A 24,231-nucleotide genomic window follows, 5' to 3' on the forward strand; every position below is an offset into this window, starting at 1 on the left:
ATCATGTCAATAGCGCCTTCTTGAGGACAATCTTTAACACACAAGGTGCAGGCAATGCAAGAGACCTTGCATACCTTTCTTGCAACAGCGCCTTTGTCCTTGTTTCTGCAGTAGTTAAATAGTTTATGCTCAATGGGATGCATCTCAATTATAAATCTTGGACATGCCCTTGCGCATGCGCCGCACCCAATGCATGCATCATGGAATACAACAGGAAGCCCGTTATCGTTCATTGCCATTGCATCAAACTTGCATGACTCTACACAGTCGCTGTAGCCAAGACAGCCGTATGTGCAAGCCTTTTCTCCGCCAGTGAAATTTGCAGCAATACAGGTTTTTTCACCTTTATAAATCCCGGTCTTTAAAGTCTCCCTTTCACCGCCATGACACAGAACAACTGCAACAATCTTATTAGCCTTTTGCGCATCAACACCAAGAAATCTTGCAAGATTATCTGCAACCTCCTGTCCCCCTGCAACGCACCCTGTAACAGGCGCCTTTCCTACAAGGACTGCCTCTGCAAACATCCTGCATCCTGCAAGTCCGCACCCGCCGCAGTTTGAGTTAGGAATTATTGCCATAACAGCCTCAATCCTAGGGTCTTCCTCACAAAAGTCAAAACTCAAATCTCAAAACTACAACTCAAAACCAAAAAGTTAAAAAGTTTTAGGCTTAAAGTTTTGACATTTGACATTTGAGTTTTGAGATTTTTTTACCCCCTTATCAGTCCTGCGAAACCCATAAATGCCAATGCGAGCATGCCTGCTATTATTAGTGTTATTGAAATCCCTTTAAACACAGGAGGCACATCCGCAAATTCAAGTTCCTCCCTTATGCCTGACATCATGAGCATTGCTATTGTAAAACCTACACCTGTTCCAAAGCCAAAGAATATGCTCTGGATATAATTGTAATCTCTCAAGACCATAAAAAGCGCAAGCCCTAAAACAGCGCAGTTTGTTGTTATAAGCGGAAGATAAATGCCCATTGCCCTGTAAATCTGAGGGCTAGATTTCCTTAAAAACATCTCTACAAACTGAACAAGCGCTGCAATAATAATTATAAATGCAACATACTGTGTAAACGGCACATTAAATTTCACAAGGACATATGTCCATACGGGCCATGTTGTAGCAGCGGTGAGTGTCATGACAAATGTTGTGGCAAGCCCCATATTAAGGGCGCTCTCTGTTTTATTGGAAACGCCCAAAAACGGGCATATGCCAAGAAAATATGAAAGGACAAAATTGTTTACAATTGCCGCTGATATGAAAATTAAAATGACATCCATATTAATAATAAAATTCAAAAATCAAAGGTCAAAAGTCAAAACTACAAGTTAAAAGTCAAAACTTTTAGAAAATAGTTTTAAGGTTTTGCGTTTTAGTTTTGAATTTTGCGATTTGCATTTTGAGTTTTCATTTAATGCCCATGTGTTTCTGTTGCCTTTTTCTGCGATAGATAATTTACAAGAGCAACAAGAAAGCCAAATACAAAAAATGCGCCTGCCGGCAGTATCATCACTATCCACGGCTCAAACCAATTGCCGAGCAGTTTAATATCTAATATGCTGCCAAAACCAAACAATTCCCTTATTATACCCATTGCTGCAAGGCTTAATGTAAAGCCAATGCCGATGCCGATGGCGTCTATCGTAGATGGGATTATGGGGTGTTTTTGGGCAAATCCCTCTGCCCTTCCAAGTATTATGCAGTTGACAACAATCAATGGGACATAAGGTCCAAGCGCCTTTGATATCGGCGGAAACATTGCGGCAAGGAACATATCAGCGACAGTAACATACAAAGCAATAATGACAACATATGTTGCAATCCTTACCTCTGACGGCACGATCTTCCTTATAGCGGAAACACTTACATTTGCACAGAGCAAAACAAATAATGTTGCAAGCCCCATTGCAATGCCGTTTATGACTGAATTTGTTACAGCAAGGGCAGGGCATGTGCCTAAAACAAGCCTAAACGGCGGTATCTCATCCCACAACCCTTTTTTAAATTCATGCCAGAGATTGTATTCTGCCATTACTTTAAAACCTCGCCTTTTACTATTTCTTCTGAAGGAAAATTCTTCAGAACCTTTTCAACTGCATTGTTTATATTTTTAACAACCGCATCTGATGATATTGTTGCGCCTGTTATTGCTGTTATCTGGTTCGGTTTTTCAGGCTTGCGGTATTTAATATACTCTACCTTTGGCTTTATCTCAAGACCTTTGAACTGTCCTTCAAATGCAGGCTCTTTTATTCTGTTGCCAAGCCCCGGTGTTTCATTCTGCTCAAGAACCTTTATGGCTTTAAGTTTGAGATAATCTGTTGATAAACCGACCATGATTTTTATATTCCCCTGAAACCCTCCGCCGTTTGCCTCAAATGCAATGCCGACAGGACTGCCATTGGCGTCAATTCCTTTATAAACTATAAGTTTTTCTTTGCCAATTTCTTTTTCAATGGTTTTATATTCTTTTGCCTCTGGTAAGACAACAAAGATAGCCTCCTGCAATTCTCTTCTTTTATTTTCCTTAATAAGCGGGTCTGCAAAATGAAACACCTTGGCAAGTATGCCGCCTGATACTGCAGCAGTAATAGAAAGGACAAGTAGCATTTTTATAACCTTGCTGTTCATCCTATCCCCCCCTGTCCTCCTTCACCGAAAACCTTTGGTTTGGTGTGTCTGTTTAGAAGCGGTGTAAATGCATTCATAAGGAGTATGGAATACATGACACCCTCAGGGAGTCCGCCAAAAAGCCTTATAATAACAACGAGAAATCCTGCAAAGATTACAAAGAGCCACTGTCCGATGGGTGTTGTGGGTGTTGTAACCATATCAGTTACCATAAACCATGCGCCGAGCATTGCACCGCCTGCAAGTATGTGAAATAAAGGGTCAGGATATTTTTCAGGGTTTGCAAACCAGAAGATTGCACCAAAGAATGCAATGGAACCAAGGTAACCAAGCGGCATCTTCCAGTTTATATAACCCTTGTATCTCAAATAAAGCCCGCCCAAAATAATTGCAATTGCAGATGTCTCGCCAAGAGAGCCTGCCACATTTCCAAACAGTAAATCCAGATGAGGTGTGAGTTTTTGCTCAAACTTCATAAGTGCAAGGGGTGTGGCGGCAGATACAGCATCAATACCCTGTTTTGCAGCCTTTGTCAGAGGTTCGCTCCATGTGGTAGTAAGCACAGGATATGTTGCCATCAAAAATGCCCTTCCTAAAAGTGCAGGATTGAATATATTATAGCCGAGACCTCCGAAGATTTGTTTGCCCATGCCTATTGCAAAGACACTGCCTAGCGCTGCTGCGTATAAAGGAAATGACGGAGGAAGTGTGAGTGCCAAAAGCATCCCTGTTATTATTGCGCTGCCGTCCCATACTGTTATTGGTTTGCGTCTGATTTTTTGGACAGCATACTCAGTAAGCATGCAGGCAATTACGCATGTAACACCCAGCAAAAGTGCATTCAAGCCAAAGAAATATATACTCGCAAGAGAGGCGGGTAAGAGTGCAAGAACAACCGTATGCATAATCTTCGGCACATTATCTTTTGTAGAAAAATGAGGTGATGAAGAGACAACGAGCCTGTCAATTGAAGGCTGTATAATCTCTTTAGGTTTGTCTTGTGGTTTATTTTGTGTTTTCTCGTCCATAGGTTTTTATAAAATCAAAAATAAAATATCAAAAGTCAAAATGACAAATTAAAATGTAAAAGTGAAACTAAACTGGATTCCCCGAATAAATCGGGGAATGACGGATTAAAGGTATTTTCAGGTGCAATACCTTAATTTTAATCTTTGATATTTAATCTTTAATATTTTTTTATTTGCTACTTCCCTTTTCAGCCTCTCTTACCCTTAATTTACCGACCCTTAACCACTGAACCAATGGTCTGTTTGAAGGGCATGTCCACGAACAGCATCCGCATTCTATACAGGAAACGCCCCCCCATGCCCTGAACTTATCAGGCTCATTAAACCTTGCATAATCTGTAAGTCTGTAAGGCATAAGATTAACAGGACATACCTCAACACATCTGCTGCACTTTATGCAGGGCTGATATTCAGCAGGTCTTACTAAATCACCCGCCAGAACTGTTATGCCTGATGTGCCTTTTATAACAGGGACTTCAAGATTTGTCTGGCTAATACCCATCATTGGTCCGCCCATTATAACAAGTTTTTCTCCATCACCCTTAATACCGCCGCACTGGTTTACCACTTCATCAAAGGATGTCCCTATCCTTACCAGAAGGTTTTTAGGCTCATTTATACCATTACCGCTTACTGTAACAACCCTTTCAAGAAGTGGTTTATCATATTTAACTGCATCGTAAACCGCTTTAGCAGTCCCTACATTCTGCACAACAACGCCGACATCCATTGGAAGTTTGCCTACCGGGACCTTCCTGTTAAGGATTGCCTTTATAAGCATCTTTTCAGCGCCCTGCGGATATTTTGTTTCCAGTGGGATAATCTTTAAATCAGGGATGATTGATCTCTTTACATTTTCCAGAGCACCTATTGCATCAGGTTTGTTTTCCTCTATTCCTATATAGCCGCTGCTGACACCCAGCGACTTCATTATCAACTTCATTCCCCACAGAATCTTTTCAGGCCATTCAATCATGAGCCTATGGTCAGATGTCAGGAACGGTTCACATTCACAGCCGTTGAGTATAACAGAATCTATCTTTTTATCCTTTGGAGGAGAGAGTTTTACAACAGTAGGAAATGCAGCGCCGCCAAGACCAACAATGCCTGCCTCTCTTATAGCAGTCTTTATCTCCTCAATGGATAGTTTATCAATATCAATACCGATTTGCCTGCTGTCCCACTGCCTTTGCGTCCCATCCCCTTCTATAATAATGGACATGACCTTACTGCCGGAAGGGTGCGGATATTTTTCTATCTCTTTAACCTTGCCATTGATTGTTGAGTGTACAGGAGATGTTACAAAGGTATTTGCATCACCGATTTTCTGACCCTCTACAACCGTATCGCCCTTTTTAACAATAGGCTGGCACGGGGCGCCAAGGTGCTGCTGCAAAGGGATTGCAACCTTTTTTGTCAGGGCTGCCTTTTCAGTCTTTTTTCCGGCTGTGAGTTCTTTATGATAGTTCGGGTGTATTCCATGTTTAAATGTATTAAGTGCCATAAGATAGTTGTTGTAAAGCCGTTTTTCTTTATCAGGTTTAAAACCATATGTCAAGATTTCTTTATTTTTTTAAACTTTTTTAAACTTTCTTTATTTTTTTCATTTGTCATTTACATTTATAAATAGTTACAGATTTTATTATTAAGATTTGTTATAGTTGAACCCGATTATATTAGGTTTGTTTCTCACATCCTACTTCTCACATCACATGGAGGCATTATGTCTTTTGACACACTATGGTTTGAATTCTTTTTAATCTTTATACTGATTATTGCAAATGGTTTTTTTGCAGGTTCTGAGATAGCCTGTTTTTCAGAATATACCTGTATGGCCCATCTATGAATTCAGTGAAATAATATCAATAGGGCTCGTGGTTATTGTAATCTCTTATGTTACGCTCATAATAGGCGAACTTGCGCCAAAGTCTCTTGCGCTTAGATATGCAGAAGGCATTGCCTGTTTTTCAGCAAAGCCTATTAATTTGTTATCAAAAGGAACAGCCTTTTTTGTAAGGGTGCTAACTACCTCTACTAATATCATCTTGAAACTATTTGGGACAAAGGGTCTTGAGGAAAGGGCATTTATATCAGAAGAAGAGATAAAATATTTTGTCAAAGAGGGCATGGAAAAGGGCATATTTGAGGAAACAGAACAGGAGTTGATTCACAGCGTATTTGATTTTGCAGACACAACTGTAAAAGAAATTATGGTGCCACGACATAAATTCAGCGCTATTGATATAAATTCACAACAAGATGAGGCGCTGGATTTTCTTATAGAAACAGGCTTTTCAAGGTACCCTGTTTACAAAGATACTCAAGAACATATAGTGGGAATCCTTTATAACAAGGATGTATTCAGGCTCTTAAAAGAGAATAAACCTTTGGATTTGAGTAAAATAGTCCGCGCCCCTCATTTTGTCCCTGATACAATTATGATAAGCAAACTCTTAAAGGACATGCAAAAAAAGAGGGTGCATATGGCGATTGTAGTAAATGAGCACGGCGAGGTTGACGGCCTTGTAACAATAGAAGACCTTCTTGAAGAAATCGTCGGTGAGATAGAAGATGAGTATGACATAGAAAAAGGCGGCATGATAGAAAAACTTAAAGACGGCACAATGCTCATAGACGGCTCTGCCCCGATTATAGACCTGCAGGACAGGGGACTGCCGTTTGAGGATACAGAAGAGTATCATACATTAGCAGGGTTCATGCTTACAAGACTTCAGAAGATACCAAGAGGCGGTGAATTTGTTACCCACATGGGTTATAGGTTTACAGTGGTTGATGTAGAAGGGAAAAGGGTAGTAAAGGTAAAGGTGGAACAACTGCCGCAGGGAAAATAAAAGGCTGCACAATGAATTTCTATCTGATAAGCATCTTCCTTATCTCTTCTACTGCAAGTAAGATTACAGGGAGTATAACAAGAAATAGCCAATCGTTTATGCCAAGCGGAGCAAGTCCAAAGACCTTTTGTAAAAACGGTGTATAGATTAAAAGGCATATTAAAATTATCTCAATAAGTATTCCGAATAAGACGAACCTGTTTTTAAATAATCCTATTTTGAAGATGGATTCTTTTTCTGCCCTGCATGCAAAGACATTCCCTATTTGTGATGCAACTATGCCTGCAAGGGTCATGGTTGTTGCTGTTGTATAAATTACACCTTCTGACGGCATTGGCATTCCCCTTTCCCATCCTCTTGTTAAATAAACAAAAAAGAAGCCAGCAAGACACAAGAATGCCTCAATTGGTCCTAAGAAAAAATATGCCCTTGAAAGAAGTTTAAAATCCAACAGTTTTTTATTTCTTGATCTCGGAGGCTCATCCATTATGCCTTTTTCAGGAGGTTCTACACCAAGCCCGAGTGCAGGGACAACATCTGTGCCTAAATCAACGAGCAAAATTTGCATAACTGTCAAAGGGAGGGGAATCTTAAAAAGCACAAATGCAATGAATGGAATAATCTCCGGGATATTACTTGCAAAGATGTATGTAACAAACTTCTTTATATTGGCGTAAACAGCCCTCCCTTCTTTTATTGCCTCAACAATGGTTGCAAAGTTGTCGTCTGTTAAAATAATCTCTGCTGACTCCTTTGCGACATCGCTTCCGCGCATGCCCATTGCAATGCCTATATCAGCCTTTTTTAATGCAGGTGCATCATTCACGCCGTCTCCTGTTACTGCCACAACCTCGCCGTTAGACTGGAGTGCCTCAACAATACGGAGTTTGTCTTTTGGTTCAACCCGTGCAAAGATAGTTTCGCCGCGCCTTAAAACCTCTTTTAACCCCCGATGAGATAATTGCGACAATTCAGTGCCGTCTATTATCTTTACATCCTCTCCTATACCGACATCCTTTGCTATTGCCTGCGCAGTCAAACCATAATCGCCTGTAATCATAATAATCCGTATGCCTGCCCTATGGCACATGGAGACAGCCTCTTTTACCTCACACCTCGGCGGGTCATTCATTGCAATAAGACCCAAAAATATCAAAGCCCTTTCTACCTCTTCAGCAGTTGGTTGTTTTTTAACTCCAAACTCTGAGCCCCGAACTCCTAACTCTCTATATGCAACTGCCAGTATCCTCAAACCAGCTCCTGCCATTAAATCATTCTGCTTCAATATTTCATCCATTTCCTCATCCAATAGTTCAACAATCTCTCCGTTTTTATATATATATGTGCATAACTCCAATGTCTCCTTTGATGCCCCTTTAACATAGGCAATAATTTTTTCGCTCCTGACCCCTGCCCCCTGACTCCTGACTTCCTCATGCACTGTTGTCATTCTCTTTCTTATTCTTTCAAACGGGATATGTCCGATTCTGGCATATACTTTTTTTAATTCCTGATACCTAATCCCTGCCTTTTCTGCAGCAGTAATAATTGCCCCTTCTGTAGGGTCTCCTAAAACTTGCCAGAATGGTTTTTCTCTTGATGGAGGAATCAGATGGGCATTATTGCACAGACTTGCAGCCTTTAATAGTTCATGTATGCCTTCGTTTTTCAAGGCATTTTCATCAAGCACTTTGCCGTCAAAGATAAATTCGCCTGCTGGTTCATACCCATTACCTCTCACTTGGACTACCTTACCGTTCACACAAAGTCTGGTAACGCACATCTCATTTGTAGTAAGTGTCCCTGTTTTATCAGTGCATATAACTGTCGTAGAGCCAAGGGTTTCAACAGCAGAAAGTTTCTTAACAACAGCCCCTTTTCTTGCCATCCTCTGGACAGCCATGGCAAGGGAAAGGGTTACAGTTGGGAGGAGTCCTTCAGGCACATTTGCAACTATAATGCCTATGGCAAATATAAAACTCATTGCAAGAGAAAGCCCGCCAAAACTGTAGCCAAGCCCAAAGAATAATATGCCTGTGGCAACGGCTATAATCGTTACAGTTTTTGTTACCCTCACCATTTCTTTTTGCAAAGGACTCATCTCATCCTTTATTGCCTGAGTCATATATGCAACCTTGCCTATTTCAGTGTCCATGCCTGTAGCAGTAACAACAGCCTTGCCTCTGCCAGAAATAACCCCTGTGCCTGCAAATATCAGGTTTGGCATCTCTGTCCATATAAAGTTTCTGCCGTTTTCAATAGACCCTGCAGTTTTGTAAACAGGTTTAGATTCACCTGTAAGAGAGCTGTTATCAACACGAATGTCATCTGCCTCAATAAGCCTTCCGTCAGCAGGCACATTATTCCCTTCTTCAAGAAGCATGATGTCCCCGGGTACAAGTTCATCTGCAGAAACCTCTTTTTCAATACTATCCCTTAAGACATTTACCCTTTGCGGTAAAAGTCTCTGCAGCGCCTCCACAGCCTTTTCTGCCTTATACTCCTGCCAGAAACTAAAAACTGCATTTATAATAATGACAAGGAATATTGCCCATCCAAGTTCAGGCATACCTGCAATAAATGCCATAACACCGCCTGACCAGAGGAGTATGGCAAATAGGTTTGTGAGGTTCTGCAGGAAATCATAGAAGAGTTCACTCTTTTTAATCCTCTTAATATCATTTGAGCCGACTGTTTTGAGCCGCTTTAAAATATCTTCACTTGTGAGCCCGTTTTCTTTTGTAGATAATTCAGAAAATATCTCGTCCTTACCCAAAGGTAAATGGGTGCCGCTTTCTTTTATTGGGGAGATAATGAGAAACAGGATATGTGTCCTTTGTTTCCTTTTTGTTGGATGGGGGATTCCGTTTTTGGATATAGCAACTACAATCTTTATATCAGGGACATCCTCTGATATTGAGTGGAATATTGCAGAGCCTGTGCCTGAAAGCACACCGTCAATACTCTCATGGTCTGTTAATGTCTTAAGGGATTCCTCTTCCTTGCACCTTTTTTCACCCAAAGCGCAGACCATGCCCCTCAATGCCTCTTTGTGATTCGGTGCATTGAAGTCAAGGATGATATATTCATGTGACAGAAACAGGGAAAGGTTCATGAGAGTTTACAGTGCCTTTTGATTGGTGTCCCCTTTTGTTTCGTATATGTCAAGAAAATATGGGAAGTGTCCCTATATTGTCCTATATTGTCCATAGAACTCACATCAAAAAATAAAGCACCAGCGGTGTTATAAAGAGGCTTACTATTGTGCTCATGGCAATTATTGATGCTACAAGTTCGGAATGGAGTTTATATCTGTAACTTACAATAAAGTTTATAACAGCAGAGGGCATAGACGACGAGAGGATTATTATCTTTTGTTCAATTCCTTTAATCCCAAAAGAAATCGTCACAAGATATGCCAGTATTATCCCTCCAAAAATCCTTATTATTGTCCCTGCTATTGACAAACCAAAAGAGGTGATATGGGTTGAACGGAGGTGATAGCCAAGGCTAATAAGCATAAGCGGGATAGTGGCTGCACCAAGCATGTCCATAGTTAGAAATAATGGCTGAGGGATGGGAGTTTCAGTAAGGTTTAACAGCATGCCTGTAATCGCTGCGTATATCAACGGTAGTTTTAACATCTCATATAACCCGCCATCTCCTTTTGCAATGTAGATACCAATGGAATAAACCATAATGCTTATCGCTACATAGTATAAGACCGCAATTGTCAGTCCGTCACTGCCAAATGCAAGTAAGGCTAATGGAAATGCCATATTGCCTGAATTCATAAACATCGTAGGGAGATAGAACCCCCTTAAATCTTTTTTATTAACTATCGTAAGGTAGATAAAACTTATAAGCCCTGTGCCTATAACAACAATAACTGCTGCCCCTGATACTGTAAGCAGTTCACTTAAAATAAGTTTCTTCTTTACAAGGGATGAGATAACAAGGGATGGGATTGTGATGTACAGGAGGATATTTATTACGGGTTCAAGGCTTAATTTTTTGAACCTCGCAAATATATAGCCAATGCCGATAATACTGAAAACAGGGAATACAATTGAAAGGACATTAAGGACGGGCCTAAAGATACACTGGTTCTTATCCTATTACCATTAGCGTCTCATCAGGGTTTACTGAATCTCCAACCTTTACATATATTTTTTTAACAGTGCCGTCTATCGGCGTATGAACTTCATTTTCCATCTTCATTGATTCAATAGTCAGGACAGTATCACCTGCCGATACCTTATCCCCTTCAGATACCTTTATACTTGTTACCTTGCCAGGAATTGGGGCTGTAACATCACCCTTTTCCTTTGCCCTTGGTCTTGCAGACTGTGTGGTCAGTTTTGCCTCTATCTCACCACCCATAGTTGGTATAATCTCTGTCAGGGACTCTATCATTACCTCTTCAAGCCTGTCATCAATCTTAAGAAAGAATGGCCTCTTGCCTTCTACCTTGTGCCCTGCACCTGCAACCTTTACACGATAGGATTCTCCGTGGACAGTTACTATGAATTCACTTGGCGCTAAGAGAGGCGATTGTGCGACCTGTGTTTCTTTTTCTTTTACAGGCTCATCAATCGGTTCAGGTTCTAGTTTCCCGCTGTCCCTTTGCTCAAAATATTCCAAAGCCACATTCGGGAATAATGCATATGAAAGCACATCCTCAATATTTTTTGCATTAGCCCCTATTTCCCTTGTGAGTTTATCCAGTTCAGGTTCCAACAAATCAGCAGGTCTGCATGTTATAGATTCTTCTTTTCCTATTGCCTTTTTCTGAACCTTTTTATCTATCTTTCCCTGTGGGGTGCCGTATAACCCTTTAAGATAATTTTTGATTTCACTTGTTATAACCTTATACCTTTCACCTGTTAAGATATTAAGTGTTGCCTGTGTGCCGACAATCTGACTTGTTGGTGTAACCAGAGGCGGGTAACCTAAATCCTTTCTGACCTTTGGGATTTCCTTAAGAACTTCATTCATCTTGCCGATTGCATTCTGCTCTTTTAACTGGGCTGCAAGATTGGATATCATTCCTCCCGGCACCTGAACAACCAGTGTCCTTGTGTCCACCCCTGTATATTCGCTTTCAAATCTCTTGTATTTTTTACGCATATCCCTGAAGTATTCTGCAATCTCTGTCAAAAGTCCCAGACTTAACCCTGTATCATAATGCGTATCTTTTAATGCAGCAACGATGCTCTCTGTCGGAGGCTGGGATGTGCCTGATGCCATAGAAGATATTGCAGTGTCAACAATCTGTGCCCCTGCCTCTATTGCCTTTAAATAACTCATTGCTGCCAGGCCGCTGGAATCATGGGTATGGATGTGTATCGGAACACCGACCTTTTCAATCAGTCGTGTTACCAGATTATAAGCCTCATAAGGTGTCAGGAGACCTGCCATATCCTTTATGCAGATTGTATCAGCGCCCATCCTCTCAAGTTTTACTGCCATTTCAACAAGCATATCATGGGTATGGACAGGACTGGTTGTATAACATACTGTTGCCTCTACAAATCCCTTTACCTCCTTTGCAGCCTTTATTGCAACCTCCAGATTTCTGATGTCATTTAAGGCATCAAATATCCTAAAAACATCAACACCGTTCTTTTTTGACCGTTCAATAAATTTTTTAACAACATCATCCGCATAGTGCCTGTATCCAACAAGATTTTGTCCGCGCAAAAGCATCTGAAGTCTTGTATTCGGTATCGCCTTTCTAAATGCACGGAGCCTTTCCCACGGGTCATCCTTCAGGAATCTTAAGGCTGTATCAAAGGTAGCACCGCCCCATGCCTCCAATGACCAATAGCCAACCCTGTCCAACTTCTTTGCACCTTCAAGCATGTCAGCAGTCCGCACCCTTGTAGCAAGGAGCGACTGATGGGCATCCCTTAAAACAGTATCCGTTATATATACCTTATGATTTTTTATTTTATTTTTTAGCATACAAACTACTCTCCCTGTTTTTTTATAACCTGCCCTTTAACAAGTTGTCTACAACCGACGGGTCTGCAAGGGTTGAGGTATCTCCCAAATCATGGACATCCCCTGCTGCTATCTTTCGTAAAATCCTTCTCATGATTTTGCCGCTCCGGGTCTTTGGCAAACCAGCAGCAAACTGGAGTTTGTCAGGGACAGCAATCGGTCCTATAACAGTCCTTACATGGGCAGCAAGCATCTTCTTGAGTTCATCTGCTGGTTTATAGCCATCTTTCAGTGTTACATAAGCATAAATGCCTTCACCTTTAATCTCGTGTGGACAGCCTACAACCGCTGCCTCTGCAACAGATTCATGGCTCACAAGGGCTGACTCAACCTCTGCTGTCCCAATCCTGTGTCCTGATACATTTAGGACATCGTCCACCCTTCCCATGAGCCAGTAATCTCCGTCTTCATCAATCCTTGCACCATCTCCTGTAAAATATTTCCCCGGGAACCTTGTAAAGTAAACCTCTTTTACCCTTTTATTATCAGGGTCTCCGTATGTTCCACGGAGTATCCCTGGCCACGGCTTTTCTATAACAAGATATCCGCCTTCATTCACACCTGCGACTGTGCCATCCTCTTTTAAAACCATCGGCACAACCCCTGGAAACGGTCTGCCCGCTGAACCGGGCTTTAGTGTCATGGCGCCTGGAAGCGGTGTTATAAGGATTCCGCCTGTCTCTGTCTGCCACCATGTATCAACGATTGGAAGTTTCCCCTTTCCCACATTGGTATAATACCACATCCACGCCTCAGGGTTAATTGGTTCACCAACTGTGCCAAGCACCCTGAGTGATGACAGGTCATGCCTGTTTACCCATCCTTCCCCTTCTTTCATAAGTGCACGGATTGCTGTTGGCGCTGTATAAAATATATTTACCTGATGCTTATCAACGATTTCCCAGAACCTCCCGGGATTTGGATATGTAGGAATACCTTCAAACATCAAACTTGTGGCACCACTGCTTAACGGCCCGTAAATAATATAACTATGACCTGTCACCCATCCGATATCAGCCGTGCAGAAATGTATATCCTCATCATGGTAATCAAATATCCAAAAACCTCCGAATACCACACTGTGGATTGCCCCTATCCTTCCGCATGCAAGCATGGAGATTACAAGTTCAGGTATCATCGGGAGATAAATGGTAACCCTATCCCCCTTTTTAATGCCGTGTTTTTTTAGAACATTGGCAAATCTGTTGACCTCGTAATAGAGCTGCTGATAGGTATATGTCTTATATGAACCGCCGTCCGCCTCCCATATTATAGCGGCCTTGTTTCTTATGGGTGTATTTATAAACCTGTCCAAACAGTTGTATGATACATTTAATTTCCCGCCAATAAACCACTTTACTTCAGGTTTTTCAAAATCCCATTCAAGAACCTTATCCCATTTTTTAAACCATGTTATATGCCTTTCAGCCATTTGAGACCAAAAATCTTCGGGTTCGCTGACAGACCTTTGATAGAGTTTTTCATATTCCCTCATACCCTTTATATGAGCCTTGTCCATCATTTCTTTAGACGGCTCAAAAACCCTTTTTTCTGCCATCAAGACATCAAAGCCTTTATTTTGCATAACTTGCTCCTGTTAAAATCCGTAGTATGCTGCGATTGAAGCAGATATTGCAGCCACCTTGTCTACAGGATCCCCAAATTCATCGTAGTTAAGAAGTTCGGGTTTTCTGTCAATATATCCTGTATCAATATTACCAATTCTAAAATCCTCATCCATCATAACCTTTCTTAAAAACGGTATGGTTGTTTTTACCCCTCTTATTACAAATTCATCCAAAGACCTCTTCATCCTGCTTACAGTCTCATCCCATGTCATGCCATGGACAACCAGTTTTACTACCATTGAGTCATAGAAACCGGGTATTACATAATCCTTATATATTGCACCATCTATCCTGACGCCTATGCCGCCGGGGGAATAGTATGCTGTTACCCTGCCCGAATTCGGTGCAAAGTTTCGCTTCGGGTCTTCAGCGCAAATCCTGCACTGCATTGCAAAGCCTCGGAAATTTATATCCTCCTGCCTGATATTTAGTTTCTTGCCTGCAGCAATCTCAATCTGTTTTTTTACTAAATCAATACCTGTAATCTCCTCAGTAATGGTATGCTCAACCTGAATACGGGTATTCATCTCAAGAAAATAGAAATTCCTGTTATTATCCACCAGAAACTCAACTGTGCCTGCATTTGTATAATTTGACGCCTTTGCTGCCTTGACCGCAGTCTCGCCCATCTTCTGCCTCATTTCATCGTCAAGCAGAAGAGAAGGGGCAATCTCTATAAGTTTCTGATGCCTCCTCTGAATAGAACAGTCCCTTTCGCCAAGATAGATTATGTTTCCATATTTGTCAGCAAGGATTTGAAACTCAATATGATGAGGTCTTTCAATAAATTTTTCAATAAAGACATCTGAACACCCAAAGGCTGATTTTGCCTCTGACTGTGCTATTTCAATCCCTTTAATAAGTTCCTTTTCATCCCTTGCAATTCGCAGCCCCCGCCCCCCGCCGCCGCCAGATGCCTTTACCATTACAGGGTAGCCAATGCTGTTTGCAAATTTGAGCGCCTCATTTTTAGAATTTATCCTGCCATTTGTCCCCGGTACAACAGGCACACCTGCCTTTTTTACAAGGTTCCTTGCCCTTACCTTATCTCCCATATCCTTTATGGTCTTGCTTGTCGGACCTATAAAAGTGATGTCCTTTTTCTCGCACAGCTCTGCAAAATCAGGGTTTTCAGCAAGAAAACCGTAACCAGGATGGACTGCGTCAACACCAACCTTTTGCGCAAGGTCAACAATCCTGTGGATATTGAGATACCCTTCTATTGGTCCAGGACCAACAAGATATGACTCGTCAGCCTTTTTAACATAAAGGGATGTGAAATCTGGCTCTGAATATATTGCAACGGTGGCAATACCGAGTTCCTTGCAAGCCCTTATAACACGGGTTGCTATCTCCCCCCTGTTTGCTATGAGAACCTTTTTAAACATATCAAGGATTATAAAACTAGCCTATTAAACCCTTTTGTGTCAAGGCAAAATTGATTTGAAAATTGACCTGAAATTTATATTGAGGATTTAAAAATTCTAACTTATAATCTCCTGCATAAATTATTTTTGTATAACACCCTGCGAGAAAAATAGTGTCTTTCTTGACTATCGTATTAACCATTCTAATAATCTTCCCCTATACTGCACATGGAGAGCAGAATCCTTTGCAAAGATACTGGGAAAGACCAATTCCATTTCAGAATACTAAATTTCCACTCTATCCTGATGCATGCGGAGAGTGCCATAAAGACCAACACGAGAACTGGAAAGATTCTCTTCACAGCAGGGCAGTTGGTCCTGGACTGCTTGGACAACTGGGGAAAGATTTTAAATCTGTCCCCACAAACCCTGAATCTTCCATGTCCTGTTATTTCTGCCATGCGCCGATGACGGAGCAGGCAGAGGTAAAGACAGGGGCAATGGGCAAGGGGCAAGGGGCAAGTAACTACATTAAAAACCAATCATTCGACAATAGACTTAAACTTTCAGGTGTTTCTTGCAGTGTGTGTCATTTGAGAAAGGGGAAGGTTTATGGACCGCAAAAAAGAGAAGTCAGAAGTCAGAAGTCAGAAGTCAGAAATAAAAGACAAAACGCACATGATGGTTTTATAGAAAAGGCATTTTTTGAAAAGGCGGAGTTCTGTGCGGCATGTCATCAATTGGATGAGGGGTATGAATTGAACGGCAAGGTTCTTACAAACACATACAGGGAGTGGAAGGAGAGTATCTACGGAAAAAATAATGTTACATGCCAGAACTGCCACATGCCTGACAGGCAGCACCTCTGGCGTGGAATCCATAACCCAGAGATGGTTAAAAAAGGGATAACCATTGATGCAGTCAGGGAAGGGAAAAAGGCAAAAATTGTAATTACAAATACAGGGGTCGGTCATTATTTTCCGACATATACAACACCCATAGTGGTCGTCAAAGGCTATATGCAGGATAATAATGGCAGCGCTATACCTGAATCAGTGAAAGTAAGGTATATAGGACGGAGGGTCAGCCTTGACCTTTCTAATGAGTTTTTTGATACCCGAATATCACCGCAGGGAAAATTTGAATTTACTTATGAGATAAAGAAATTATATAATAAAAATAAATCTGTATTTGAGGTTTGGGTTTATCCGGACGATTTTTATAACAGATTTTATAAGGAACTCTTAAAAGGCGATGATAAAAACCTTAATAGGAAAGAAATAGAAGAGGCTTTAAAGATAACAGAGGAATCAGGTTATCAGTTGTTCAGGGAAAATTTATAAAAAGAAGGGAGGAAAATGCCATGAAAAAAATCTATGCAATCCTGATTGCTATGTGTCTCCTGTCTCTGCCGTCTGTAGGTATTACAGCCGATGACAGAATTACTGTAAAGGAACTCAAGGCAAAGATGGATAAGGGAGGAGACATAGTAATTCTTGATGCAAGGGTATCATCGTCTTATCTGGATAGTATGGTAAAGATTAAAGGCGCTGTCAGGATAGACCCCGATTCCATTGAAAGGAAGTATCAGGTTTTACCAAAGGATAAGGAAATTATTGCATACTGCACCTGACCCGATGAATACACAAGCGCCCGTGTGGTGCGATTCTTAATGGGTAAAGGTTTTAGAAAGGTAGCGGCGCTTCTTGGCGGTTTTGATGCATGGGTTGAGGCAGGATATCCTGTAGAGCCAAAGTAAGAAAACAGTCAAGGTTGTGAAATATAAGAACCCCGGTAATGAACACTGGGGTTCTTCGTTTGATGAGATACATAACGGAGGTCTTTTGTGTATAAAAATATCCTTTTACCACTTGATAATTCTCTTTACTCCAACTACTGCATAGATTTAGGCATATATCTGGCAAAGGCAAAAGCAGAGGGACATCCACGATGACCTGATAACAAAAGGACTTCAGATAATATCAGACTCGTATCTGGATGTGTTTGAAAACAGGTGCAAAGAGGAAGGCATATCTTACAGCCGAAAGGCAATGGAGGGGAAAAATTATCTTGAGATAGTAAAGGATGTTCAGGCAAGTGATTACGACCTTGTGATAATTGGTTTTTTAGGTCTCGGCGCTGTGAATAAAAGTCGGGTTGGGAGCGTGTGCGAAAGGGTTGTCAGGAGAATAAAAAAAGATGTCCTTATTGCAAAGGACAATCGCATTCCTAAAAAGATAGCAGTTGGTATTGACGGAAGTCCAAATTCATTCGGGGGGCTTAAATCTGCGATTGCAATAGCACGGCTCTTTAATTCCGAAGTAACCTGTATTGCAGCCTTTGACCCCAATTTTCATTATTCAGCATTTAAAAACATTGCAGGCGTCCTGTCAGATGAGGCAGGTAAAATCTTTAAATTCAAAGAGCAGGAAAAACTACATGAGGAAATCATTGACAAAGGACTGGCAAAAATATATCAAGACCATCTAAATATTGCTTATAATATTGCAAAGGATGATGGACTTGAGATAAAGACAGAACTCTTGACAGGCAAGGCATTTGAAGAGATTTTGAAATATGTGGAAAGAGAAAACCCTGATTTGCTTGTAATGGGGCGGGTTGGCGTGCATGCAGTGCCTGAACTAGATATAGGCAGCAATACGGAAAACTGCTTCAGGCTTGCAAAATGCAATATCTTGATTTCAGGGAAAGAATACAGGGGCAAGAGACAGGGGCAAGGGGTGAAAAGCATGCTTTTCACGGGTAAGGGGCAAGAGGCAGATGCAGGGATAACATGGACAAAAGATGCTTTGGACTTGCTTGAAAAGGTGCCGCCTTTTGCAAAGGGGATAGTGATGCAAACAGTTAATGATTACGCTGTTAAAAAGGGATACAAGGAAATAGATGTAAAAGTCATGCAAGAGGCAAGGGGACAAATGATGGGAAAAGGCAAAGAAAGTTGATATGTCAAACCCTGAATCAAGTTCAGGGCAGGCTCTAAAGGTTTGAGTTACATTATTGATATAGCAATGGTTTTGAGGTTCACGCATTTTTTGGGGATAAATATATGAACAAAGAAACCATCTTAAAATTCATGCGGCAGGAGACATACAGACCTTTGTCATTCGGGGAACTTTCCGGGGTATTTGGTGTTCCCAAAAAGGACAAGCAGGGATTTAAAAGACTTGTGATGGACTTGGTTCATGAAGGGGATATAGTTAAGATAAAAGGCGGGAGATTCGGCATTCCAAATAAGATGAACCTTGTTACAGGAACACTTGAATGCCATCCTGACGGGTTTGGTTTTGTCATACCTGATGAAGGCGGAGAGGATGTATTTGTAAGGCATAAGTTGTTAAAGGGTGCAATGCACGGGGATAAGGTTGTTGTCAGGGTAGAGGGTTTTAAATCTGCCGCTGCATTGGGTAAGCAGGGGAAAGGCGGCAAGAGAGAGGGAAGGATTATAAGAATATTAGAAAGGGTAAATAAGAATATTGTCGGAAGATTTGAAAGGGCAAAGGGGTTTGGTATTGTTGTGCCTATGAATGAGAGGATTACTGCAACCTGTGTTATACCCCTAAATAAGGAATGTGGCGCAAAGGATGGTGATGTGGTAGTAGCAGAGGTTACAAAGTGGCACGAATACGCAGACGCACCTTTGCCTGCAAAGGTTATTTCTGTGCTTGGTGATTATGAAGACCCTGATGTAGAGGCAGAGGTTATTGCAATAAAGCACAACCTTAATTACAGGTTTCCTAAAGATGTCCTTTATGAGGCAAGGAATATCTCACAAGCAGTTGAGGCGCATGATATAAAGGGCAGATACGATTTAAGGGATATGCCGACTGTTACAATAGACGGCGAGACTGCAAAGGATTTTGATGATGCGGTTTCAATAGAAAAGCGGAAGGGCGGTGGTTACAGGCTGTGGGTTTCTATAGCAGATGTAAGCCACTATGTGAAAGAAGGTTCTAATATTGATAAAGAGGCATTTGCAAGGGGAACGAGTGTCTATTTTCCCGGCAGGTGCATACCCATGCTCCCCGAGGAATTGAGCAATGGCATATGCAGTCTTAATGCAAATGTTGACAGGCTTGCATTTACTGCAGAGATGGAATTTGATAATAATGGAATAATTACTGGTTATAAATTTTATGAAAGTGTAATAAAGAGTATTGAGAGGATGACCTATACATCTGTAAAGGGTATCCTTGATGGAGATGATTATTTAAGGAAAAGATATGCCCATCTTGCCTCTGACTTAACTATAATGGAGGAACTTGCCCTTAAACTTAAAAAGGACAGGGCAAAGAATGGCAGCATTGACTTTGACCTTCCTGAACCCCAGTTGATTCTTGATATAGAAGGCAGGGTTGAAGATATTGTCCGATCGGAAAGGAACATCGCCCACCAGATAATTGAAGAGTTTATGCTTCTGGCAAACAGGTGTGTTGCAATGTTTATGGCGGGTTCAAATGTGCCTTTTGTATACAGGGTGCATGAGAGGCCTGATGAGGAAGACATGCTTGATTTCAGGGAATTCATATCAAACTTTGGTTATCATCTGGAATGGAGAGAAAATGCGGCGCCAAAGATGTTTCAAGGTGTATTAAAAAAGGCTGAGGGAAAACCTGAGGAGAAACTGATAAATCATGTGCTGCTCCGCTCAATGAAACAGGCAAGGTATTCAGAGGAGAATATCGGACACTTCGGACTTGCCTTTGATTTTTATACACACTTTACATCTCCAATCAGAAGGTATCCAGACTTGATTGTTCACAGGCTTTTAAAAAGACAGGTTAAGAAGAGATTTTCTGATAAGGAAAAAGAAATGTGGACTTCTGTTTTACCTGACATTGCAGGACATACATCAAAGATGGAAAGGAATGCAATGGAGGCAGAGAGGGAGATTGTTGATTTAAAAAAGACGCAGTTTATGATGGATAAGACAGGCGAGTTGTTTGACGGCATTATATCAGGTGTTACCTCATTTGGTTTCTTCGTTGAATTAAAAGAATATTTTATTGAAGGTCTTGTGCATGTATCAAGCCTTAAGGACGATTATTACATATTTATAGAAAAGCAGCATTCCCTTGTTGGAGAGCGGACAAAGAAGAGGTTCGGGGTTGGGGATGATGTCAGGGTAAAGGTTTGTAAGGTTGACATAGGTAAAAGGCAGATAGACCTTGCGATGGTTAATACCCCCTTTGCTACCTGATAAATTGTCAAAACAAAACAGCCTGTTGAAAAACTAATCATTTGCGAAACAATTTGCAGAACAATCCCTTTTATTGAACTGTTTTCTCCTGATATTCTGATATAGATAGAAAAATATTTTCAATAATCCACTTATTGAAAATAGGATGAGGGGCTTTCCTGCTGCAAGGGCTTCTTTTTGAGGACCTCTCCATGATAGCAGCCTAACAATTTTCTTGATATTCTGTGATGCCGCAGTTAAGGGTATCTGTTCTCTAATAAATTTTGCCCCTCTAAACTTTGCCTTCCTTAATCCCATAAACTCCTTTGCCTGGTGAAATAAATTCCCTTTTTCCTGTCCCCTTTTTCCTGTGTGAACTGTCTATTGAACAGTTCAAGAAAAAGTTCAAAATTCTTTCTGAGATTTTATTGATATCTTTATATTTTTATATTATTATTTATGAGTGATGTATCCACTTGGAGGTGAATATGGAAAAATCTATTACTACATTGAGATTAAAAGATGACCGTCTAAGGCTGCTTAAGGCAATCGCCGGTTACGAAGGGAAAACCTTGACAGATATATTCGGAGAGATGACCGATGAATATATTGACCGTCATAAAGAAACCCTTGAGATGCTGAACATTCCTGGGTTTGCCATGGAATGCAAGGAAGGATTGAAAGAAATAAAAAAGGGTAAAGGTAAAAAATTGCATGAATTGGACAGTTAAAATCTCTCCGGCTGCTGAAAAACACTATAAGAAATTAGATAAAAAAGCAAGGGAGAGGATTAAGGAAAAACTTATTGAACTTTCTAGAGAACAAAATCCCCTTTTGCGTAAAGATGTAAAATACCTTACTGGTGAACTTAAAAATTTTTATCGTTTGAGAGTTGGCAGGTATAGGGTAGTTTTTAGTTTGATATATAATGAGAACACTATAGCAGTTGTTAATATAGCCCCAAGGGGCAGTGTGTATTAACCCTTGAGGATTGGATAAACGGGACGGTTCTCTTTAAATGCGATTGTGTCAACCTATGAGGCAGACATTAAAAACCATTCTGCTCTTGCGGCAAGAGACGGAACGACGGATTGAAAAGATTATTGCAGAGATGCGGGACTAGGGGCTTGGAATAAAACATGAAGGACTGGACACCATTTCTCATATCATGGAATATCACGAAGCGGTGCAATCTGAAGTGCAGGCACTGCTATCTTGATGCTGCTGAACTTTCCAGTCCAAAAGGGGAACTGACTTCAGATGAGGCGCTTGCGCTTGTGGATGATATTGCATCCATCAATCCTAACACAATGCTGATTTTAACGGGAGGCGAGCCGCTTTTAAGGGATGATGTTTTTGATATTGCAAAATACGCATCCAGCAAGGGCTTGATGGTTGTGCTCGGGACAAATGGGAGTTTAATTGATGATGATACTGCCTGCAAAATATCAGAAAGCAATATCAAAGGTATTGGCATAAGCATTGATTCTCTCAAACCTTTATCCCATGACAGGTTCAGGGGTCTTGATGGCGCATGGGGAAAAACAGTTTCAGGCATAGAGGCATTAAAAAGGCGTAATATTGATTTTCAGCTGCAGATAACTGTTACAAAAAATAATTATGATGAAATCCCTGCTGTGATTGAATATGCTTATAAAAAAGGCGCAAGGGCAGTGAATGTATTTTTCCTTGTATGCATAGGCAGGGGGCAGGAGATGACTGATATAACCCCAAAGCAGTATGAGGAGATGCTTGTATATCTTGCAAATGCGCAAAAGGAATATGAAGACAAAATTATGGTCAGGGCAAGGTGCGCCCCGCATTTTTTAAGGGTTGTTCAGCAAATCAATCCTGATTCAGAAATAATGAAAGGCGCTACAAGCGGCTGCCTTGCAGGGACTCATTATTTTAGAATTACTCCAGAGGGAGATGTTACGCCATGTCCGTATCTTCCAACTGTTGCAGGGAATGTCAGGAAACAGAGATTGTCTGACATCTGGGTTCATGCGGATATATTCAAGACCCTTAGAGACCCTGTTTATAAAGGCAATTGCAAGGACTGTGAATTTAATGAAGTCTGCGGCGGATGCAGGGCAAGGGCTTATGCAGAAAAAGGGGATGTAATGGAAGGGGATTCGTGGTGTGAGTATGAAAAAGGCAGGGGCAAGGGGCAAGGGGCAAGGGGCAAGGAAAAAGATGCTGAGATACTATGGACGGATGAGGCGAAAGAGAGGCTTGATAAAGTCCCTGTGTTTTTAAGGACTATGGTTAAAAAGGGTGTAGAGGGCTATGCAAGAAGAAAAGGCTTGAAAGAGATTACACCTGATATTATGATGGAGATGAGGAAGAGGGTCAATGCAGGAAGATAAACCAAAAAAAAAGGTCGGCATAACGGTCTCAAAGATAAAAACATAGTGTTAGGCATTACAGGCGGAATTGCAGCATATAAAGCGCTTGAACTTACAAGGCTTCTTAATAAAAAAGGGGCAAATGTCCATCCTGTAATGACAAAATCAGCAGCAGAATTCATTACGGCTCTTTCTTTTCAGACCCTTTCAAAAAATCCTGTTTATACAGAACTCTTTGATGCAAACCGTGAGGCAAGTATAAGACATATAGAAATTGCAGAAAAGTCAGACCTGATTATTATTGCGCCTGCAACCGCAAATATCATAGGCAAGGCTGCAAATGGCATTGCAGACGACCTTTTAACAACAATCATAATGGCTTCAAAATGCCCTAAACTTTTTGCACCTGCAATGAATGTGAATATGTATGAAAACCCTATAGTGCAGAAAAATATCTCAAGGCTGAAAAGGGTGGGCTATCTATTTATAGGTCCTGAAGAAGGGGAACTTGCCTGCGGCTACGGAGGCAAGGGCAGGCTTGCCTCCCTTGAGGATATAATAGAAGCAGCAGAGGAATGTTTATCTGTCAAGGATATGAAGGGGCAAAAGGTTCTTGTAACAGCAGGTCCGACAAGAGAGGCAATAGACCCTGTCCGGTTTATATCAAATCCATCATCAGGTAAGATGGGCTATGCAATTGCAAGGGCTGCAAAAAAGAGAGGGGCAGAGGTTGTGCTTGTAAGCGGACCATCTTATCTGAAGCCGCCTTCTGGTGTAACATTTGTGAATGTAACTACTGCGGATGAAATGTCTGATGTATCTATGAGACACTACCCTCAGTCAACCATCGTTATAATGGCTGCTGCTGTGGCTGACTTTAGACCAAATGTAAGCCGCAGTAGAAAGGTAAAGAAAGAAGATTCTGGACTAACGATTGAATTAGAGAGGACGCAGGATATACTGCAGGAGATGGGGAATAAAAAGAGGGGGCAGTTCCTTGTGGGTTTTGCCCTTGAGACTGATGATATAATAAACAATGCAAAGAGAAAACTTTTAGACAAACACATTGACCTGATAGTTGCCAATGCCCCCAGTGGTTTTGACAAAGATGTTAATCAGGTTATGATTATAGAGAAATCAGGAGGTGTGATAGAATTGCCACA

The 24,231-nt window shown here is 41.1% G+C and carries 22 protein-coding genes; 10 read left to right on the top strand and 12 right to left on the bottom strand.

Annotated features, from left to right (window positions below; genetic code table 11):
• From HZC45_02055 to rsxC, 6 genes are all read right to left on the bottom strand, one after another.
• Positions 1-581 (bottom strand): 4Fe-4S binding protein (locus tag HZC45_02055; protein MBI5681946.1); only part of this gene is annotated, 581 nt, incomplete at its 3' end.
• Between the two features lie 131 nt (positions 582-712).
• On the bottom strand, positions 713-1,291 hold the full coding sequence (rsxA, locus tag HZC45_02060; protein ID MBI5681947.1) for an electron transport complex subunit RsxA: 579 nt from the start codon (positions 1,289-1,291) through the stop codon (positions 713-715).
• Between the two features lie 131 nt (positions 1,292-1,422).
• Complete coding sequence (locus HZC45_02065; protein ID MBI5681948.1) at positions 1,423-2,043, bottom strand: electron transport complex subunit E; 621 nt, start codon at positions 2,041-2,043, stop codon at positions 1,423-1,425.
• Positions 2,043-2,642: an RnfABCDGE type electron transport complex subunit G gene (locus HZC45_02070; GenBank protein MBI5681949.1), complete on the bottom strand. Its 600-nt coding sequence runs from the start codon at positions 2,640-2,642 to the stop codon at positions 2,043-2,045. Before HZC45_02070 ends, HZC45_02065 begins: the two co-directional genes overlap by 1 nt.
• Complete coding sequence (locus HZC45_02075) at positions 2,639-3,670, bottom strand: RnfABCDGE type electron transport complex subunit D (GenBank protein MBI5681950.1); 1,032 nt, start codon at positions 3,668-3,670, stop codon at positions 2,639-2,641. The genes HZC45_02070 and HZC45_02075 overlap by 4 nt, the downstream gene beginning before the upstream one ends.
• A gap of 169 nt (positions 3,671-3,839) precedes the next feature.
• Positions 3,840-5,174 (bottom strand): electron transport complex subunit RsxC, encoded by a 1,335-nt coding sequence (gene rsxC / locus HZC45_02080; protein MBI5681951.1) that lies wholly within the window; start codon positions 5,172-5,174, stop codon positions 3,840-3,842.
• Between the two features lie 370 nt (positions 5,175-5,544).
• Between rsxC and HZC45_02085 the strand changes: the two genes are divergently transcribed.
• Positions 5,545-6,522, top strand: a complete 978-nt coding sequence (locus HZC45_02085) for an HlyC/CorC family transporter (protein MBI5681952.1) — start codon at positions 5,545-5,547, stop codon at positions 6,520-6,522.
• A 19-nt stretch (positions 6,523-6,541) separates the two neighbouring features.
• Here the strand turns inward: HZC45_02085 and HZC45_02090 are convergent, their stop codons facing one another.
• Both HZC45_02090 and HZC45_02095 read right to left on the bottom strand, forming a co-directional pair.
• Positions 6,542-9,637 (bottom strand): HAD-IC family P-type ATPase, encoded by a 3,096-nt coding sequence (locus HZC45_02090; protein MBI5681953.1) that lies wholly within the window; start codon positions 9,635-9,637, stop codon positions 6,542-6,544.
• Positions 9,638-9,737: 100 nt separating this feature from the next.
• Positions 9,738-10,322 (bottom strand): AEC family transporter, encoded by a 585-nt coding sequence (locus HZC45_02095; GenBank protein ID MBI5681954.1) that lies wholly within the window; start codon positions 10,320-10,322, stop codon positions 9,738-9,740.
• Positions 10,323-10,392: 70 nt separating this feature from the next.
• On the opposite strand from HZC45_02095, the gene HZC45_02100 reads away from it, so the two are divergent.
• On the top strand, positions 10,393-10,557 hold the full coding sequence (locus HZC45_02100) for a hypothetical protein (GenBank protein ID MBI5681955.1): 165 nt from the start codon (positions 10,393-10,395) through the stop codon (positions 10,555-10,557).
• A 75-nt stretch (positions 10,558-10,632) separates the two neighbouring features.
• Here HZC45_02100 and oadA read toward each other — a convergent pair whose 3' ends face one another.
• From oadA to accC, 3 genes are read right to left on the bottom strand one after another with little or no spacing between them, the layout of a single operon-like run.
• Positions 10,633-12,489, bottom strand: a complete 1,857-nt coding sequence (gene oadA, locus HZC45_02105) for a sodium-extruding oxaloacetate decarboxylase subunit alpha (protein ID MBI5681956.1) — start codon at positions 12,487-12,489, stop codon at positions 10,633-10,635.
• A 22-nt stretch (positions 12,490-12,511) separates the two neighbouring features.
• Complete coding sequence (locus tag HZC45_02110; GenBank protein MBI5681957.1) at positions 12,512-14,113, bottom strand: AMP-binding protein; 1,602 nt, start codon at positions 14,111-14,113, stop codon at positions 12,512-12,514.
• Positions 14,114-14,125: 12 nt separating this feature from the next.
• A complete protein-coding gene (gene accC, locus HZC45_02115) occupies positions 14,126-15,544 on the bottom strand; it encodes an acetyl-CoA carboxylase biotin carboxylase subunit (GenBank protein MBI5681958.1) in 1,419 nt (472 codons plus the stop codon).
• Between the two features lie 224 nt (positions 15,545-15,768).
• Here accC and HZC45_02120 point away from each other — a divergent pair, with 224 nt between their 5' ends.
• From HZC45_02120 to rnr, 4 genes are all read left to right on the top strand, one after another.
• Complete coding sequence (locus HZC45_02120; protein MBI5681959.1) at positions 15,769-16,866, top strand: hypothetical protein; 1,098 nt, start codon at positions 15,769-15,771, stop codon at positions 16,864-16,866.
• Positions 16,867-16,886: 20 nt separating this feature from the next.
• Positions 16,887-17,156 carry a hypothetical protein gene (locus tag HZC45_02125; protein ID MBI5681960.1) on the top strand — a complete coding sequence of 90 codons (270 nt, stop codon included), beginning with the start codon at positions 16,887-16,889 and terminating at the stop codon, positions 17,154-17,156.
• Between the two features lie 367 nt (positions 17,157-17,523).
• Positions 17,524-18,486, top strand: coding sequence for a universal stress protein (locus HZC45_02130; protein MBI5681961.1), 963 nt, complete (start codon positions 17,524-17,526; stop codon positions 18,484-18,486).
• 104 nt (positions 18,487-18,590) lie between these two features.
• Entirely contained in the window at positions 18,591-20,741 is a 2,151-nt protein-coding gene (gene rnr, locus HZC45_02135) for a ribonuclease R (protein ID MBI5681962.1), read from the top strand.
• A gap of 33 nt (positions 20,742-20,774) precedes the next feature.
• Here the strand turns inward: rnr and HZC45_02140 are convergent, their stop codons facing one another.
• Positions 20,775-21,038, bottom strand: a complete 264-nt coding sequence (locus HZC45_02140) for a hypothetical protein (GenBank protein ID MBI5681963.1) — start codon at positions 21,036-21,038, stop codon at positions 20,775-20,777.
• Between the two features lie 170 nt (positions 21,039-21,208).
• On the opposite strand from HZC45_02140, the gene HZC45_02145 reads away from it, so the two are divergent.
• The 4 genes from HZC45_02145 to coaBC all read left to right on the top strand — a co-directional run.
• Positions 21,209-21,451 (top strand): hypothetical protein, encoded by a 243-nt coding sequence (locus HZC45_02145; GenBank protein ID MBI5681964.1) that lies wholly within the window; start codon positions 21,209-21,211, stop codon positions 21,449-21,451.
• Complete coding sequence (locus tag HZC45_02150) at positions 21,435-21,701, top strand: type II toxin-antitoxin system RelE/ParE family toxin (GenBank protein MBI5681965.1); 267 nt, start codon at positions 21,435-21,437, stop codon at positions 21,699-21,701. Before HZC45_02145 ends, HZC45_02150 begins: the two co-directional genes overlap by 17 nt.
• 158 nt (positions 21,702-21,859) lie before the next feature.
• Positions 21,860-23,089 (top strand): radical SAM protein, encoded by a 1,230-nt coding sequence (locus HZC45_02155; GenBank protein MBI5681966.1) that lies wholly within the window; start codon positions 21,860-21,862, stop codon positions 23,087-23,089.
• Positions 23,090-23,134: 45 nt separating this feature from the next.
• On the top strand, positions 23,135-24,231 hold a 1,097-nt coding region (coaBC, locus tag HZC45_02160), incomplete at its 3' end, for a bifunctional phosphopantothenoylcysteine decarboxylase/phosphopantothenate--cysteine ligase CoaBC (GenBank protein MBI5681967.1).

The sequence above is a fragment of the Deltaproteobacteria bacterium genome (genome assembly GCA_016223005.1).
Taxonomy (GTDB): domain Bacteria; phylum Desulfobacterota; class GWC2-55-46; order UBA9637; family GWC2-42-11; genus JACRPW01.